Below are 16,849 nucleotides of genomic sequence, written 5' to 3'. Positions count from 1 at the left end.
AATATTTAAAATCATTCTATTTTATTGGAGAGAAGAGAGAGGAAAGAGGAAAGGGGTAAATTCTCGATTAAAAGAGTGTCCTTTTTTTAGAATTTTTCTCTCTTCTCACTTCTTTCCTCTCTCTTCTTTCCTCTCTCTTCTTTCCTCTCACTTCTTTCCAAAAAAAAAGCCCTTCAAAAGAAGGGCTTTTTAAAAACTATTTAGTAGAAATAGGTTTGAACTTTGTTAAGTTAATTCCTTCCACAGAAGCTTTGTATTCTTCCATTGTTGGAACTCGACCTAAGATTGCAGAAAGTACAACTACTGGAGTAGAAGCTAATAAAGATTCTCCTTTTTTGCGTTCTGAATCTTCTACTACACGTCCTTGGAACAAACGCGTTGATGTAGCCATTACCGTATCTCCTTTTGCTGCTTTTTCTTGGTTACCCATACATAAGTTACAACCAGGACGTTCTAAATACATGATATTCTCGTATTCTGTACGTGCATCGTTTTTAGGTAAAAGGTCGCTGAATTCGAAACCAGAATATTTTTGTAAGTATTCCCAATCTCCTTCTGCTTTTAACTCATCGATGATGTTGTATGTTGGAGCTGCAACTACAAGAGGTGCGTTGAATTTCACTGAACCTGTTTGTTTTTCGATATTTCTCAACATTTGAGAAACAATTTTCAAGTCGTCTTTGTGAACCATACATGAACCTACGAATCCTAAATCTACTTTTTTATCTCCACCGTAGAAAGAAAGTTCTCTAATAGTATCGTGTGTATAGCGTTTAGAAACGTCATCGTTATTTACGTCTGGATCGGCGATCATTGGTTCTTCAATGATATCAAGATCAACCACAACCTCCGCATAGTATTTTGCATTTGCATCTGGCATTAAAGCAGGTTTATCTCCTGTTCTAATTTCTTCGATACGCTTGTTTGCTTTGTTGATTAATCCTTGTAACACTTGGTTTTTGTTGTCCATTCCTTTGTCGATCATGATTTGGATACGGCTCTTCGCAATTTCCAATGATTCGATTAGGGTATCATCTTGCGAGATACAGATAGACGCTTTTGCTTTCATTTCAGCTGTCCAGTCTGTGAATGTAAACGCTTGATCCGCTAATAAAGTACCGATGTGAACTTCGATAATTCTACCTTGGAAAACGTTTTCTCCACCAAATTGTTTCAACATTTGCGATTGAGTAGCATGAACAACATCACGGAAATCCATGTGTTCTTTCATGTTTCCTTTGAACGTCACTTTTACAGACTCTGGAATTGGCATCGAAGCCTCTCCTGTTGCTAAAGCTAAAGCTACTGTTCCTGAATCCGCTCCAAAAGCCACTCCTTTAGACATTCTTGTATGTGAGTCACCTCCGATGATGATTGCCCATTCATCCACTGTAATATCATTCAACACTTTGTGGATAACGTCTGTCATTGAATGGTACTCTCCTTTAGGATCGCGTGCGGTAATCAAACCGAACTCATTCATAAACTTCATCAATTTCGGGATGTTTGCTTGTGCTTTTTTATCCCAAACGGATGCTGTATGACATCCTGATTGATAAGCACCATCAACGATAGGAGAAATTACAGTTGCAGCCATTGCCTCTAACTCTTGAGCAGTCATCAATCCAGTTGTATCTTGAGATCCAACAATATTAACTTCCACACGAACGTCAGAACCTGCGTGTAATACTTTTCCTTTTGTTACACCTACTGCATTTCTGTTGAAGATTTTTTCAACGGCTGTTAATCCTTGTCCTTCAACAGAAATCTCTTTTGAAGGAGCAAAAACTACAGGAGCTTCAATTCCCAATAGATTCGCTGCAAATGTTTGGATTTTTTTACCAAATACGATAGCATATGATCCACCTGCTTTGATAAATTCCATTTTTTGTGGAGTAAGTGCTTTCGAAATATCGATTAACTCTTGCTCTCCATTGTATAATTTTTTTGTTTTTGTATTAATTGTCAATACCGTACCTGTAGCTACTGAGTACACTTCTTCTAACACAGGCTCGCCTTTTTCATTGCGAACTACTTCCCCGTTAGCATCTGTTTTCTTCACCCAGTTTTTAAGGTCAATACCGATACCTCCAGTTACGTCAACTGTTGTTAAGAAGATTGGAGAAATACCGTTTGTACCTGCAACAATTGGAGCAATATTTACGAATGGAACATACGGACTTGCTTGTTTACCTGTCCAAAGTGCCACGTTATTTACTCCTGACATTCTTGAAGAACCAACACCCATTGTTCCTTTTTCAGCGATTAACATCACATTTTTACCTGGATGTAATTCTTGTAAGGCCTTAATTTGTTGTTGTGCTTCTGTACTGATCATACACAATCCGTGAAGTTCACGGTCTGCACGTGAGTGAGCTTGGTTTCCTGGAGAAAGTAAATCCGTAGAAATATCTCCTTCACCAGCGATGAAAGTAACCACTTCAATTTGCTCTGCAGCTTCAGGAAGTTTTGTAAAAAATTCTGCTTTCGCGTAGCTTTCAACGATTTCTTTTGCAATCGCATTTCCAGCATTAAAGGCAGCTTTTAAGCGATCCGTATCTGCATCGTATAAATACACTTGTGTTTTCAATACGTTTGCTGCTTGTTGAGCAATTGCTACCTCGTTTCCTAAAGCTAAATCCAATAGTACTTCGATCGAAGGTCCTCCCTTCATGTGTGACAGCAATTCAAAAGCAAAAGCAGGTGTGATTTCTGCTACTACTGTCTCACCTAAAATAATTTCTTTTAAAAACTTAGCTTTAACTCCAGCAGCACTCGTTGTACCAGGTAAAACATTGTAAATAAAAAGCTGAAGAGAATCTGCACGGTGTGCATTCGCTGCATCTTTAATCTGTGCTATAATTTCACTTAATAGCTCAGCTCCATCAATTGGCTTAGGGTTAAGTCCTTGATTTTTTCTTTCTTCAATCTCGTTGATGTAATCGGTATAAAAGCTCATAATTCAGGTCTATTACTTACAGGTTATTGAAAATCAAAGATCTCCCCTCTCCCATAACTGATTATTTTGTATTAGTTATTTTTTTATTGTACTTCTTCTCTCTCTGTTCTATACATTGTATGATTCTCGTTCTACTTCGAAATTATCACTTCTTTCTTTGTGTTTCACTTTTTAGGCACTTGGTCAAGGTGTTCTATTTTTCAACTAGAACTTGTGTAAACCACTCTTGAAGTGACAAATTTTAAACCTTCAATCTACTGCTCAAAAGAGAGAATTTGACTTGTATTTTATTTTTTGTCCTCGCAAATTTAATCAATCTAATTAATTTTCAAAAGTTTTTAATATTTCCCACAAATCCAAAAATTATTATTTATAAACATTCTACTTTAATGAAGAAACAACAGTACTTTTACTGTTTTTCATCAATTAATCTGAAATAAATTATTTTTTACCTTATAATTTTAAGATATTTCAATTTTTCATTCTTATTTAATAAAAAAACGACATTTTAGTCTATTGCTAAAATGTCGTTTTCAATCGTTTAGATTGTTATTTTCTTATTTTTTGAGCCAATTATTATGGAATTGACAGTCTCTATATTCTCCTTGAATGTTAATATAGGCATCATTTATCTTCTTTGTGATCCATTTTTGGAGTTCTCCTTCTTGTTTTTTGTTCAACGCCATGTTTTTAACCTTGGTATAATCGTCAACAAAGTCAATTTTATGTGAAGCAATCTTTTTGTTAATTGTCACGATGCGATAACTTTTTTGCTCTCTATAATCCGTTTTCAAAGCAACAGGAGAAATTTCTTTTTCTTTTAGTGAATTCACTAAGAAATACAATTCTCTATCTTCCATTTTGTTTAAATCAAAACGCGGATCCATTGTCATGGGGTCTCTTAAAACACCTCCGTTTTGCTTGGTGTCCTTATCATCCGAAGAGGCCGCTGCAGCTTCAGCAAATGTAATTTCGTTATTTACAATTTTTGCGCGAATATCTTCTAATTTTTTCTTCGCCTCATCTAGTGCTTCATTGGTCGGTTTGGGAACGAGTAAAATGTGGCGCACATCTAAATGTTGTCCTCTAATTTTCTCTAAATAGATAATGTGGAATCCGAATTCAGTTTCAAAAGGAGCTGATATTTCACCTTCTGCTAAACTAAAAGCTACCTCTTTAAATTCTTTAGCAAATGGATCTTTTTTTGTGATGGAATAAAATCCTCCATTAGCCGCTGAACCTTTATCATCTGTAAATAAAACAGCCTTACTAAAGAAACTCGCTCCATTGTTCAATACGTCACTACGCATTTCATTTAAGCGATCGATTACTTTTTGTTTTTGTTCTTTCGAAATTTCTGGTTTCACCACAATTTCGGCAATTTCTACTTCATCTCCCACTGTGGGTCTTTCGTCTTCTGGAATTGCTTTAAAGAATTGTCTTACTTCTTCGGGTGTGATAGTAACCTTCTCAACAATGTGCTTTTGCATTGCTTGAGTCAATTTGTTTTGCTTTACAATATCAAAAAAATACTCTCTAAAGTCTTCTTCTGTTTTTTTGTTGTAAAATCCTAATATACGTTCAATCCCCCCAACTTCTTCTACCATTCTATTGATTTGATCATTCATGAATCCAGTAACTTCTGCATCACTTACTTCGATACTGTCCTGAACCGCTTGGTGGGCATATAATTTATCTTCTAATAAACGCTCAAATAAATCACATTTTGACAAATTTTCAATAGGAATACGCTGTGCTTTTAGCTCCAACAAGGTTTTATCAATTTCTGATTCTAAGATTACATAATCTCCAACAACACCTACTACACCATCGATTTTTCGCTTCCCCGTTGAATTTTGTGCTTGCATACCTCCTATCATTACACATGATAACCCAAGCACAAACATGACCTTCTTACTGATAAATTTCATAATTTTTATCTTTTTTTGCATCTTTTAAAATATCTTCTTCTATCTGTTTTAACAATTCCATCTTTCGATTATTTAAAACCATTAATCGCAAGGACGGTTCTAAATAGGCATAAGGAACTATATCACCTTTTCTCAACACTTGTTTGATACGCACAAAGTACGTACTATTTTCATCCTTAACCTCAAAATAGGTATTATTTTTTAAATATTGTTCTCTGTTTTCTGAATTAATAAAAGGTAGTTTCTCATAAATTTGAGCAACATTCACCCAAAGCGAATCGTTTAATACATAGGATTTCATTTGCAACGACAATTGATCGAGCAATTCATACTTGACATCCTTCCCTCCATTAAATCCACTCTTTACTTTATTAAAATGGGTATTGGAGTTTAAGATATTGACATACGCTAGTTTAACTAACATATCATCAACGCGAAATCCTGCCTTAACTTGATCGTAATACGACTTGAGATCACTTGCATGAACTACTGTGTCTATGGATTGTTGAACTAGTTTCTCCAAATATCCTTTGATTAACAACTCCGATTTAAAGTTCGAAACCAACTCGTCGATTTCCTTCTTTTTTTCATCAGATAAATTAAATGCTGCTGCATCCATCAACAATTGTTTGGTTGCCCATTTGTTTATAAAAAGCTCTACCATGGCCACACTGTCCTTTACCGTACTTTGCGGAGGCACAATATTTTGCAGTGAAGAACGCTCTAAATATTTATTATCCACTCGAGCAACATATTGATCTCCATCGAGTTTCTTTTGCTTGTCACAACTAGTATAGCCCAAAAGTACCGCTAGTAAAACAACGCTGTATTTGATGAATCTAATTTCTTTAAACTTCATTACCTATACTTACTTTACATTTCTTAATCGCTAACAAAAATAACATTTATAAGCCATAAATGAGATTATTTTTAAAAAAACGAATCAAAATACACTTAAACAAACACGTTTAAAAACGCAATTAACAATATTACTAATACCTCATTTATTTACCTTAAGGATTAACATTCTATTGGGTATTTTCGATTCGATTTACTGTTTTTCACAACTATTCTTTCTTCAAAATAAAGTTAATTAGTCGTTATTTATATTGGATAAACTAGGCTCCAAAGAAACGATTACACTTAGCGATTATTATTTTCAGCAAATAATGAGTATTTTTGCCTTCTAATTTTTTTAGAGATGAGTTTTTTAACAGAAATAGAACGCAGAAGAACATTTGGTGTAATTGCTCACCCCGATGCTGGTAAGACAACCTTAACGGAGAAATTGCTACTTTTTGGAGGAGCAATTCAAGAAGCTGGTGCAGTTAAGAATAATAAAATTAAAAAAGGAGCTACCTCCGATTTCATGGAGATTGAGCGCCAAAGGGGAATCTCAGTTGCTACATCTGTATTAGCCTTTAATTATAAAGACAAAAAAATCAACATCTTAGATACACCTGGTCACAAGGACTTTGCGGAGGATACCTTTCGTACCTTGACAGCAGTTGACAGTGTAATTGTAGTTATTGACGTTGCTAAAGGGGTTGAGGAACAAACGGAAAAGTTAGTTGAAGTATGTCGCATGCGCAACATTCCGATGATTGTTTTTATCAATAAGTTAGACCGTGAAGGACGCGATGCTTTTGACTTAATGGATGAAGTAGAGCAAAAATTACAATTAAAAGTGACTCCTTTGAGCTACCCTATTGGAATGGGGTATGACTTTAAAGGTATTTACAATATTTGGGAGAAAAACATCAACTTATTTACGGATGACAGCAGAAAAAACATCGATGATGTGATTCGTATTTCCGACTTAAATTCGGAAGAATTAGATCAATTGATCGGCAACAAACCAGCTGGTAAATTGAGAGAGGAATTGGAGATTATCCATGAGATTTATCCTGATTTTGATCGTGAAGCTTATGTAAAAGGGGAATTACAACCGGTGTTTTTCGGTTCCGCTTTGAACAATTTTGGGGTTCGAGAGTTATTGGATTGCTTTATTCAAATTGCGCCATCTCCGAGAGCCAAAGAATCAGACACAAGAGTGGTTGAGCCAACAGAAAAAGGGTTTAGTGGTTTTGTATTCAAGATTCACGCGAATATGGATCCTAAACACAGAGATCGCTTGGCATTTATCAAAATTGTATCGGGTACATTTGAAAGAAACACCCCTTATTTACACGTTCGTCAGAATAAAAAATTAAAATTTTCAAGTCCAAATGCCTTCTTTGCGGAGAAAAAAGAAATTGTTGATATTTCTTATGCGGGGGATATTGTCGGACTACACGATACCGGAAACTTCAAAATTGGAGATACCTTAACTGAAGGAGAGATTATGAGTTTCAAAGGAATTCCTAGTTTCTCTCCAGAGCATTTCAGATACATCAACAATGCAGATCCGATGAAATCGAAGCAATTGGAAAAAGGGATTGACCAGTTGATGGATGAAGGGGTAGCTCAGTTGTTTACCTTAGAAATGAATGGTCGTAAAGTAATCGGTACCGTTGGAGCTTTACAATATGAGGTAATTCAGTACCGCTTAGAACACGAATATGGCGCTAAATGTACGTATGAGAACTTCCCTGCATACAAAGCGTGTTGGGTACGCCCTGAAGATCCAAAAAATGAGGAATTCAAAGAATTTAAACGCATCAAACAAAAATTCTTAGCTATCGATAAATCAGGTCAATTGGTTTTCTTAGCAGATAGTGAATTCTCCGTTCAGATGACACAGAGTAAATTCCCCACTGTAAAACTAGGCTTTACTTCAGAAGAGATTGACAAATAATTAGTTATATAGATACGCAAGTATTGTTCAAATAGAAAGAGGGTGTTTTTACATCCTCTTTATTTTTTTGTGCGGTTCGCTTTTTTATCGCACTAGGTTTATGTTTTATTTTGGTGCGCAATGAATTTCCACTTCGTTGCGATTTGCTTTTTTGTACCAATTCTCGATGACCCCACATCCTCCCCCCCTCAAATAATCAAATCATTCTTCTTCCTTTAACTGTTTCAAGCTGCGGTTTAAACTTCGAACCGAAATTCCCAAATAAGCGGCCATATCTTCCTTCGTTAAGTTGAGCGCTTGTTTTTTTTGCATTTCTACTAATTGATGTAAGCTGTATTCTATGGTGTATAGTTGTTGATACGAAGCTCTGCGTGCTGTATTGACAATGCGAGCGGCAAAGGCATCCAAGAGCAACGCATTCAGGGCAATATCTTTTTTCAATAGCGATTGAAAAAAAGAATACGACAAGACGTACGTTTCTACAACATCTAAGGCTTGTACATGACACAATCCATCAATCTTTCGGATGTATTCAATATCGCCAATAATTTCTCCTTTACCCAAAAACTCTACAATGTATTCTTTTTCATTTTCTTCTTCAAAGAAAACTTTAGTTACTCCCTTCTTGATCAACAAAACACAAGAAGCTTTTTCATTTTGAAGAAATAAATAATCTCCAGGGGCATAAGTCACAATAGCAATAGCATCATTGGGATAAGTATGTTGATGGTAAAGTTCATTGATATAATGCAAGAAAGTGTCGTTGGTTCGTATCATAGGGTTCTGAGACAATTGTCCTTTTTACTAATTTTTATTTGTAGAAATTTACCGCATAAATTGCAAAAATACAACTGATGCAGCTACAAAATAAAATAACGACCATTGCCTTTGACGCTGATGATACACTGTGGGTGAATGAACCCTATTTTCAAGAAGCAGAACAGCAATTCATCTATCTTTTACAAGAGTACCAAACAGCCGAACAACTATCTAAGGCATTATATCACACTGAAGTAAAGAATTTACCGCTGTATGGTTTTGGTATTAAAGGATTCATCTTATGCATGATTGAGACTGCCCATCAAGTAAGTCAGCATCGGGTATCCTCACTAATTTTATCAAAAATCATTGAGATGGGGCACGATTTATTACAACGTCCCATTGAACTTCTTCCAGGCGTTGAACAAACGCTTAATGCACTAAACGGAAAATACAATTTAATTCTCGCTACAAAAGGAGATTTACTCGATCAAAAGCGAAAAATAAAAAATTCCGCACTTGGAGGTTATTTTCATCACATCGAAATTATGAGCGATAAACAAACTGCTGATTATCAAATTTTGTTACATCGTTTGTCGTGTAAACCCGAACAGTTTTTTATGGTAGGCAACTCCATGAAGTCTGATATTCTACCAGTATTAGACTTGGATGCTCATGCTGCTTATGTTCCTTATGTTGTTACTTGGTCACACGAACAACTGGAGGCTCCCTTGCATCATGACAAATTAATTAGCTTACAAACTTTACCTGATCTCTTACAATTTTTATAGTTTATGAAATATCTTCTTTTACTTTTTTGCCTTTTTTGCTTTTCTGTTTTTTTATCTCCCTGAGTTATTATATTATTTTGGTGCGCAATGAATTTCCACTTCGTTGCGATTTGCTTTTTTGTACCAATTCTCGATGCCCCCACATCCTCTCATCCTCTCATCCTCTCATCCTCTCATCCTCTCATCCTCTCATCCTCACAACACACCTTCACCGCTCCTCAAAAAAAAACCATCCCTACAAAGGATGGCTTTCTTGTAACTGTAAGTATGCTGTAAACCGTTAACGGTAAACGGTCAACTGTTTCCTATCTAATTCCCGATTGATTCAACCAAGCGCTGTATTTTCTACTATTTTGGTTGTGTTGGGCTAATGTTTCTGCAAATTCGTGATATCCCATACGATCAACGCTTGCGCAGAAATATACATAATCGTGTTTTTCTGCATTTAGCACTGCATCAATGGTTCCCTTATCTGGCATAAAGATTGGACCAGGAGGAAGTCCAACATTTTGATACGTATTATACGGAGAAACAAGTTCTGTATCCTTATGGTACACTCTTTTAATCACTTGACCAAAATCATGGGTATATAACTTTTTCGCATAAACTACTGTTGGATCAGCTTGTAGTGGCATTCCAATACGCATGCGGTTCAAATAAACCCCTGCTACTTTAGATTTTTCGTCATTTTTACTTGTTTCTTTTTGAACAATAGATGCTAAAATTGCCACTTCAACAGGAGTTAATCCTAATGCAGTAGCCTTTTCTTTTCTTTCTTCGTTCCAGAATTTCAAATACTCTTTATGCATTCTGTTACGCATCTTCATAGGAGTAACTGTCCAATAAAACTCATATGTTTCTGGTAAGAACCCTACCAAAACACTTTCTTTCGTAAAACCGTTTTCTTCTAAGAATTGAGGATCATAAAACACCTCCATCATAGCGATACTATCCGCCTCGACTTGAGAAGCGATTCTTCCTGCCAAATCTTCAATGCGCTCTTGATTATTAAACGTCAAACGAACAGGGACATTTTTTCTCAACGCTTCAATTAAGCTATAACTATCCATTCCGTTGGTCAATTTGAAACGCCCCGCAATCAAATTACTGTTAAAACTTCTTTGACTGGCGATTTCTTCAAACCCTTCTGTATCATTAAGGTAAGGCTGTAAGGCTTTCAGTACATCCTGAAAGTTTTCTGACGTGCGAATATAAAAATACTCCTTCTCATCCCAATTTTTTAAATTAGGTGAAAAAGCTTTTTTATACCATACGTACAAATAACCAAAAAAGGCAAAAGCCCCCACAACAGAAAGTGCAATTAGTATGTTTTTAAATTTCATGTTCTATTAAAATATTAACTGGTACATTATTTCATCTTTATACGTTTGTCCCACTCGAGTCCACGCTTTTTTTATTCCGATTATTCTAAAATCGCATTTTTCAAACAGCTGAATGCTCGCTTGATTATCAGCTGCAATATTAGCATAAAGTTGATTCAAATACAGATATTCTCGGCTATAATTTATCACTAATTCCAAAGCCTGAGAACCAATCCCTTGTGCTCTATTTGTTGGTTCTTGAATTACAATTCCCACGCCTGCTCTTCCATTTTTAGGATCAAAATCAAACAAATCAATCAATCCCACTGTTTTTGCTGTCGTTTTGGAGCAAATGACCAAACGCAACTGTTTGGCTTCATATATATCCAGATGAGCATTTTCTAAGTATTGATGAATCAGAAATCGACTGTAGGGCGTTTGTGTATTACTCACTTCCCATAAACTCAAGTCGTTTTCTATTTGATAGATAAATTCTAAATCTTCTGGTTCTAAAGCGCGAAGATAAATGGTTTCACTTTCTAATCTAATCATATCTACTCCTTAATTGATCCTTGAAAAACTAAAGTTGCTGGTCCCTTCAAAAACACCTTTTGATACGTATCATTTACATAGTCAAAATGAACGGTAAGTTCTCCCCCTTCCACTTCTATTTTTACTTCATTATGATCTACTTTTCCCAGCGCATGCATAGCTAAAGCTACTGCTGTTGCTCCTGTCCCACAAGAGAGTGTTTCATCTTCTACTCCTCTTTCAAAGGTGCGAATTCTAAAGTGATTAGGACCTTCTTGCTCCACGAAATTGACATTTGTACCCTTTGGAGCATAAATGGCACTAGTTCGAATCTGTTTTCCTTTCTTATACACATCGAAATAGGCTAAGTCGCGGACAATTTCGACGTGATGGGGTGAACCTGTATTGAGGAAAACACCTTTTCCTTGAGGCAGTACTTGTTGCACATCAATCATCTGCAAAGCTACGATACCCTGCCCGTCAATTGTTGCATAATGTAATCCATCAACTGCATTAAAACGACACTCTTCTTGTATAATTCCCAATTGTTTTGCAAAGGCGACAATACAACGACCTCCATTTCCACACATCGTACTTTCTTTTCCATCCGAATTGAAATACACCATTTTAAAATCTACTTGTTCATCTTCCTCAACTAGAATTAATCCATCTGCTCCTATTCCAAATCGACGATCACATAAATAGGCGATGAGCTCTTGATTTGAAGCATCAAACCTTTGTTGACGATTATCTAGCATGACAAAGTCATTTCCCGTTCCTTGGTATTTCCAAAATGACAACATATACGACTGTTTTTTGTGTTTGGAACCAAATTTACAAATAATCCCTTGCATTTTATACTTTGTTCTCTCTTGGTTAAACACTTTTTAATTCCCTTCTACCATTTTTATTTTTACTTGAATCACTTTTTTATGCCTTTTATTATGAAAAAAAATCCTTTCCTATCAAGGAGAACTAGTCGATGTTATTTTACTTGCTATCAACGGTCAAAAAACAACCTCCATGGATCAAGCAAAAACGCTATTTAGTCAATTACGTAAAAATCAACGCATCAAAATGGATATTTTATCATCTAAGGGTAAACTAATTAAGGTTTATTTGTAAAAATGGGTTCGTTTAATTCAAAATTTAACTTTTGTTTTATTCATAAAAAAAGTGGACTTTTGCACTAATTTTATACAACACAATCTAACACAATATGAAAGATACAAGTTTATACGAAAAGGAATTGGCTTTTCAAGCAGACAGAAGAAAAGCATGTGTAGAGTTTATCAAAATCGTAAGTGATTTATGGTTTGATAAATCTATTGAATTATTAATGTTCCGCAATCAATTAATTGACCGTAGCGTTAGTGATATCATCAATTTACATGAATATGCTGCTAAGTTTGTTGAGAAACCGATTAACATTTTTGATACGGTTGAAATAGCGAAAGCGATTCAACAAGCTGATCTTCCACCTTCAAGAATCGACATTGGTCGTCTAACGTATGAATATCATTTAGAAGACAACAAGCACAGCAATGCGTTAGGTTTTGTTGTAAGCAAATTAAAAGATGCTAAAAATACAGGAGAAATTGTTCCTAAAGATGTAGTACTTTACGGTTTTGGACGTATTGGTCGTTTATTGGCTCGTGAGTTAATGAACAAAATTGGAAAAGGACAACAAATGCGTTTAAGAGCGATTGTTACCCGTGATAAAAATGATGCGGTATTATTAGAGAAGCGTGCTTCTTTATTGAAATACGATTCAGTACACGGAGACTTCGAAGGTTCTGTAATTGCAGATCCTGCAAACAATGCTTTAATCATCAACGGAACAACGGTTCACATGATTTCTGCTAGTACTCCTGAAGAAATTGACTATACGGCTTTTGACATTGACAATGCATTAATCATTGACAATACAGGAGCATTCACAACAGAAGAAGCGTTAAAACGCCACTTATCTTCAAAAGGAGCTTCAAAAGTATTATTGACAGCACCTGGAAAAGGAATTCCCAATATTGTACACGGAGTAAACCACACAGAATACAACCCTGCGGAAGTTAACATATGGTCTGCAGCATCTTGTACAACTAATGCGATTACACCTATTTTAAAAGTTATGGAAGATAACTTTGGTGTAGTAAAAGGGCACTTAGAAACCATTCACGCGTATACAAACGACCAAAACTTGGTTGATAATATGCACAAAAAATACCGTCGTGGTAGAGCAGCTGCTTTAAACATGGTAATTACAGAAACAGGAGCAGGAAGTGCTGTTGCAAAGGCATTACCTTCATTAGCAGGTAAATTGACTTCTAATGCAATCCGCGTACCCGTTCCAAACGGATCTTTAGTGGTTTTAAATTTAGAGATTGAAAAGGAAACTTCTATTGATGCATTAAATGAAGTAATGCGCAATGCAGCCTTAAATGGCAATTTAGTAGAGCAAATCAAATATTCATTAAACAACGAGTTAGTATCATCTGATATTGTTGGAACATCCGCACCTGCTATCTTTGATAGTAAAGCAACGATTGTTTCTGCTGATGGTAAAAACGTTGTACTGTATGTTTGGTATGATAACGAATATGGATACAGCCACCAAGTTATCCGCTTAGCGAAGTACATCGCACAAGTAAGACGTTACACGTACTATTAATCGATATAAAAATCCCGCTAAAAGCGGGATTTTTTTTATACAGCAAGATGCCGTTGTGGTACATTATACCCTATCAAAAACAAAAGAGAGCCCTAATAAAGCTCTCTTCTTTTTAACTAACTGTAACCAAAACCTACTTTTGTATGAATATTAACCTTTATACTTCCTGCATTTCAACTTGACTTAGTTTTTGATGTAAAATGGGCTTATCTGCTACATATTTTTCAACCCACTGCTCTAATCGATCTACATCATAGGGAACTAATTGTACGAGTGCTTTATTAAATTCTTTTACAAATAATTCGGAATCAAAACTTACATTCTCTAGTATTCTCGTTGTAAAGTCAAATCTTAATCTATTTTCCATTATTACAATTATTTTTCCCATTAAATTACATTCAAAAGTAATCTATTAACAAATAAAAAACAACTTCATTATTATTTTTTACATTTTTTTAAACTAAAATCAATATTAATAAAACATACCGTTACTTCTAATAGGTTAGCACTTGATTTGGTTGCTTTATTTTAATGAATTCTTCATTATTTCTAAACAAAGAATAACTGACCTGATTTTATTTTATTTGTTTGAATGCTGTAATCAAGTTGTTAAAAAAAAACAGAGGGAGTTTTATAGGCTCCCTCTGTTTTTTTTAAACTTTGCTATTGAACATTGTAATCTACATCTGTATGTTCTTGAACATATTTTATAGCCCAAGTAACGGCATTCGCATACATGATACTGTTATAGACAGTCACTCCTCCATAGTACGCTTTACTTATTGGCGCTCCACCTACTGCAGTCATTGGGGCTGGCCAAATGGTAGTAGAAGTATTGCTCGCATCACCAGCAATCCATCCTGAATCTCCACAATAAACATAACCTAACGATTCATGTTTCAAGAACCAAGAACGGGATGTATTTCCCTCTTGATGTGAGAAACTAGTAAATTCACTCGAATACCCTGTCACGTAGTAGGAGTTGTTCACATCACTTCCACTATGCTTATTACGAATATCTCCGAAAGGTCCATTCAATATAGGATCATCTACATTTAGAATTGGATTGACATAGGTTGTACCTGTTCCTGAAACAGCAGTAGCTGACGAATGAGCAATTGCATTAATTAAATTTCTGGTTCCTGGTGCATCATTTTCTTGCGAATGAAGTAGCACTCCTTTTTTATTCTTCACGAAGTCCGCTAATATTGCAATTGAACCCGCGTCTGGCTGATAATTATACCCAATAATAATCACATCAATTTTTTTACTATTAATATGATTTCTCAATGTCGCTCCTACTGAATATCCCCCATCAAAAATAATAAGACCATCTACTTTTACTTTTCCATTCGGGCCAAAATTAGCTGCAGCTTGTAAAATACCTCTAGAGGAATATGTAGCTGCTGCAGAACCTGGTTGATATCCCCCACCCCCTAATCCAAGGATATTAATTTTACGGTAAATAAACTCTACGTTTTTATTACATGTATTAGCTCCTAATGCACTATTGGTTGTAAGGGTATAACGATGTGTTCCTCCACTTGTTGGCGTACCGGAAGCTGTCAGTATGACCTCTTGTGTCCCTGTTAAAGCAAAACTACCGGATGCTGAGAATGTTACTCCATTAACGGTGTTCGTCGTTATGGTATACGCACCTGGATATTGTACATTAACGCTTACTTTCATAGTATTAGCAGCATTCATTGGGATGTTTGGTGCATACGTTCCGGCTATAGTTATTGTAGAACACGTTAAACTATACGCCACAGGCTGAGCTGTTATTGGTACATCAAAGGAACAAGTCGCTACCATACCTACTGCCAAATCTAACGTATACGTTTGATTACCAGCAGTTGTTGGTGTTCCAACGGCTGTTAATACCACATCTCTTTCTTCCAGTGTATCAAAAGATAACGGCCCTGAAGTAAAGTAAATTCCCGCAACGGTATTCGTTTTAATAGTCGTTTCCCCTGTCGCCTGCACAGTGGCTTTAATCGTCACTGTATTAGATGCTGTCATGGCTTCATCTTGTTTGTAAACGCCAGCAACAACAGCTTGAGCACAAGCTACGGTATATTTAATTGGCAGTACCGTCACCTCAATGTCTGTACAAGATCTTCGAGTATCGGTATCTGAATTCGTTGTAAAATTAAATTTATTTACTCCCGAAGCTAACGGTGTACCCGTTCCCAGTAATTCGATGGTATGAGCACCTGTTGTACTAAAAGTACCCGTTCCTCTAAAGGAGTATCCATTGATTGTGTTGGTTGCAATGCTCCAATAGCCTACCGTAGTAACAGCTACCTTGAGGATCATTTTATTTGCAGGAACTAAAGCCCTTCCAATCATATATTCTCCCTCCACAACGGTCTGTGGACAATCAACCGTATAACTCACATTTGCATTTTCAACAAAAACACGTTTTTGACACGTTGAGGGTTTATTGTTTAATGTAATGGTTAATAAATCACCTGGATCCGTAGAAGGATATCCCGTATTTGGCGTACCTACCCCATTTAGAATAATCGTGTATGTACCTGCTAAAGGAAAGGTTCCTTTGGTAGTAAAATAATACCCGTTGTCAGTTAAAGCAGTTACTTCATAGGTTCCTGCTTGCGTTACTGTAACAGGAATAGTCAAATAATTAGCTGTATCTAAATTTTTTCCTTGTTTGAATGTCCCACTAACCGTTATAGCACTACATTGAATGGTGCTAATATCGAATACAGCAGGCGGTGGAGTTCCACATAAACTCAACCAGGTGTCTTGAGCTTCACTCCAATAGTTAAAACAGCCTGTTGTTTTATTGTAAATTAACAATCCATCGGTTCGATTTACTACGGCAATTGCGTCGCGCTGTTGGGTAGTTAATCGCGGAGCTAGAAACCCTTTATTGGCACTTTCTAACTCCAAGATAACGCCTGGATTAGGCGTAGGACTGGTACCTGATAGGGTACCATCTTTTATTTTTGTCATATTGGTTTGTGCAATTCCTGAAAACACCCCAATACAAAGAATCAATAGGAAGGAAAGTATAGACTTCATTCTCTTATATCTTGTCTGATTATACTGCATAATTAATGGTTTT

12 protein-coding genes are annotated in these 16,849 nt (G+C 35.9%); 3 read left to right on the top strand and 9 right to left on the bottom strand.

Features of this window, described 5'->3' with window-relative positions; genetic code table 11:
• Positions 1-196 precede the first annotated feature (196 nt).
• From FBR08_RS11730 to FBR08_RS11720, 3 genes are all read right to left on the bottom strand, one after another.
• The gene (locus tag FBR08_RS11730) at positions 197-2,959 is read right to left on the bottom strand and encodes a bifunctional aconitate hydratase 2/2-methylisocitrate dehydratase (RefSeq protein WP_158962882.1); all 2,763 of its coding nucleotides are present in this window, start codon (positions 2,957-2,959) and stop codon (positions 197-199) included.
• A gap of 557 nt (positions 2,960-3,516) precedes the next feature.
• The gene (locus FBR08_RS11725; RefSeq protein WP_158962881.1) at positions 3,517-4,890 is read right to left on the bottom strand and encodes a peptidylprolyl isomerase; all 1,374 of its coding nucleotides are present in this window, start codon (positions 4,888-4,890) and stop codon (positions 3,517-3,519) included.
• Positions 4,874-5,749, bottom strand: coding sequence for a hypothetical protein (locus FBR08_RS11720; RefSeq protein ID WP_158962880.1), 876 nt, complete (start codon positions 5,747-5,749; stop codon positions 4,874-4,876). The genes FBR08_RS11725 and FBR08_RS11720 overlap by 17 nt, the downstream gene beginning before the upstream one ends.
• Before the next feature lie 342 nt (positions 5,750-6,091).
• Between FBR08_RS11720 and FBR08_RS11715 the strand changes: the two genes are divergently transcribed.
• Positions 6,092-7,687 carry a peptide chain release factor 3 gene (locus FBR08_RS11715; RefSeq protein ID WP_158962879.1) on the top strand — a complete coding sequence of 532 codons (1,596 nt, stop codon included), beginning with the start codon at positions 6,092-6,094 and terminating at the stop codon, positions 7,685-7,687.
• 201 nt (positions 7,688-7,888) lie between these two features.
• Here the strand turns inward: FBR08_RS11715 and FBR08_RS11710 are convergent, their stop codons facing one another.
• Positions 7,889-8,464 carry a Crp/Fnr family transcriptional regulator gene (locus FBR08_RS11710; protein ID WP_158962878.1) on the bottom strand — a complete coding sequence of 192 codons (576 nt, stop codon included), beginning with the start codon at positions 8,462-8,464 and terminating at the stop codon, positions 7,889-7,891.
• Positions 8,465-8,541: 77 nt separating this feature from the next.
• On the opposite strand from FBR08_RS11710, the gene FBR08_RS11705 reads away from it, so the two are divergent.
• Positions 8,542-9,237 (top strand): HAD family hydrolase, encoded by a 696-nt coding sequence (locus tag FBR08_RS11705; protein WP_158962877.1) that lies wholly within the window; start codon positions 8,542-8,544, stop codon positions 9,235-9,237.
• A 305-nt stretch (positions 9,238-9,542) separates the two neighbouring features.
• Here the strand turns inward: FBR08_RS11705 and mltG are convergent, their stop codons facing one another.
• The 3 genes from mltG to dapF are packed head-to-tail and all read right to left on the bottom strand — an operon-like array spanning position 9,543 to position 11,893.
• Positions 9,543-10,580 carry an endolytic transglycosylase MltG gene (gene mltG, locus FBR08_RS11700; RefSeq protein ID WP_158962876.1) on the bottom strand — a complete coding sequence of 346 codons (1,038 nt, stop codon included), beginning with the start codon at positions 10,578-10,580 and terminating at the stop codon, positions 9,543-9,545.
• A 6-nt stretch (positions 10,581-10,586) separates the two neighbouring features.
• Positions 10,587-11,111 (bottom strand): GNAT family N-acetyltransferase, encoded by a 525-nt coding sequence (locus tag FBR08_RS11695; RefSeq protein ID WP_158962875.1) that lies wholly within the window; start codon positions 11,109-11,111, stop codon positions 10,587-10,589.
• 2 nt (positions 11,112-11,113) lie between these two features.
• On the bottom strand, positions 11,114-11,893 hold the full coding sequence (dapF, locus tag FBR08_RS11690; protein WP_158962874.1) for a diaminopimelate epimerase: 780 nt from the start codon (positions 11,891-11,893) through the stop codon (positions 11,114-11,116).
• A 416-nt stretch (positions 11,894-12,309) separates the two neighbouring features.
• On the opposite strand from dapF, the gene FBR08_RS11680 reads away from it, so the two are divergent.
• Positions 12,310-13,758 carry a glyceraldehyde-3-phosphate dehydrogenase gene (locus FBR08_RS11680; protein ID WP_158962873.1) on the top strand — a complete coding sequence of 483 codons (1,449 nt, stop codon included), beginning with the start codon at positions 12,310-12,312 and terminating at the stop codon, positions 13,756-13,758.
• 157 nt (positions 13,759-13,915) lie between these two features.
• Here FBR08_RS11680 and FBR08_RS11675 read toward each other — a convergent pair whose 3' ends face one another.
• Both FBR08_RS11675 and FBR08_RS11670 read right to left on the bottom strand, forming a co-directional pair.
• Entirely contained in the window at positions 13,916-14,125 is a 210-nt protein-coding gene (locus FBR08_RS11675) for a hypothetical protein (protein WP_158962872.1), read from the bottom strand.
• A 296-nt stretch (positions 14,126-14,421) separates the two neighbouring features.
• Positions 14,422-16,836, bottom strand: a complete 2,415-nt coding sequence (locus FBR08_RS11670; RefSeq protein ID WP_158962871.1) for a hypothetical protein — start codon at positions 16,834-16,836, stop codon at positions 14,422-14,424.
• Positions 16,837-16,849 lie beyond the last annotated feature (13 nt).

The organism is Myroides fluvii (genome assembly GCF_009792295.1).
Taxonomy (GTDB): Bacteria; Bacteroidota; Bacteroidia; order Flavobacteriales; family Flavobacteriaceae; genus Flavobacterium; species Flavobacterium fluvii_A.
This window is presented reverse-complemented; position numbering and strand designations above follow the sequence as displayed.

Excerpts from the sequence above, each read along its gene's own strand:
- FBR08_RS11730 (WP_158962882.1), bottom strand. The coding sequence starts at position 2,959 with ATGAGCTTTTATACCGATTACATCAACGAGATTGAAGAAAGAAAAAAT.
- FBR08_RS11725 (WP_158962881.1), bottom strand. The coding sequence starts at position 4,890 with ATGAAATTTATCAGTAAGAAGGTCATGTTTGTGCTTGGGTTATCATGT.
- FBR08_RS11720 (WP_158962880.1), bottom strand. The coding sequence starts at position 5,749 with ATGAAGTTTAAAGAAATTAGATTCATCAAATACAGCGTTGTTTTACTA.
- FBR08_RS11715 (WP_158962879.1), top strand. The coding sequence starts at position 6,092 with ATGAGTTTTTTAACAGAAATAGAACGCAGAAGAACATTTGGTGTAATT.
- FBR08_RS11710 (WP_158962878.1), bottom strand. The coding sequence starts at position 8,464 with ATGATACGAACCAACGACACTTTCTTGCATTATATCAATGAACTTTAC.
- FBR08_RS11705 (WP_158962877.1), top strand. The coding sequence starts at position 8,542 with ATGCAGCTACAAAATAAAATAACGACCATTGCCTTTGACGCTGATGAT.
- mltG (WP_158962876.1), bottom strand. The coding sequence starts at position 10,580 with ATGAAATTTAAAAACATACTAATTGCACTTTCTGTTGTGGGGGCTTTT.
- FBR08_RS11695 (WP_158962875.1), bottom strand. The coding sequence starts at position 11,111 with ATGATTAGATTAGAAAGTGAAACCATTTATCTTCGCGCTTTAGAACCA.
- dapF (WP_158962874.1), bottom strand. The coding sequence starts at position 11,893 with ATGTTGTCATTTTGGAAATACCAAGGAACGGGAAATGACTTTGTCATG.
- FBR08_RS11680 (WP_158962873.1), top strand. The coding sequence starts at position 12,310 with ATGAAAGATACAAGTTTATACGAAAAGGAATTGGCTTTTCAAGCAGAC.
- FBR08_RS11675 (WP_158962872.1), bottom strand. The coding sequence starts at position 14,125 with ATGGAAAATAGATTAAGATTTGACTTTACAACGAGAATACTAGAGAAT.
- FBR08_RS11670 (WP_158962871.1), bottom strand. The coding sequence starts at position 16,836 with ATGCAGTATAATCAGACAAGATATAAGAGAATGAAGTCTATACTTTCC.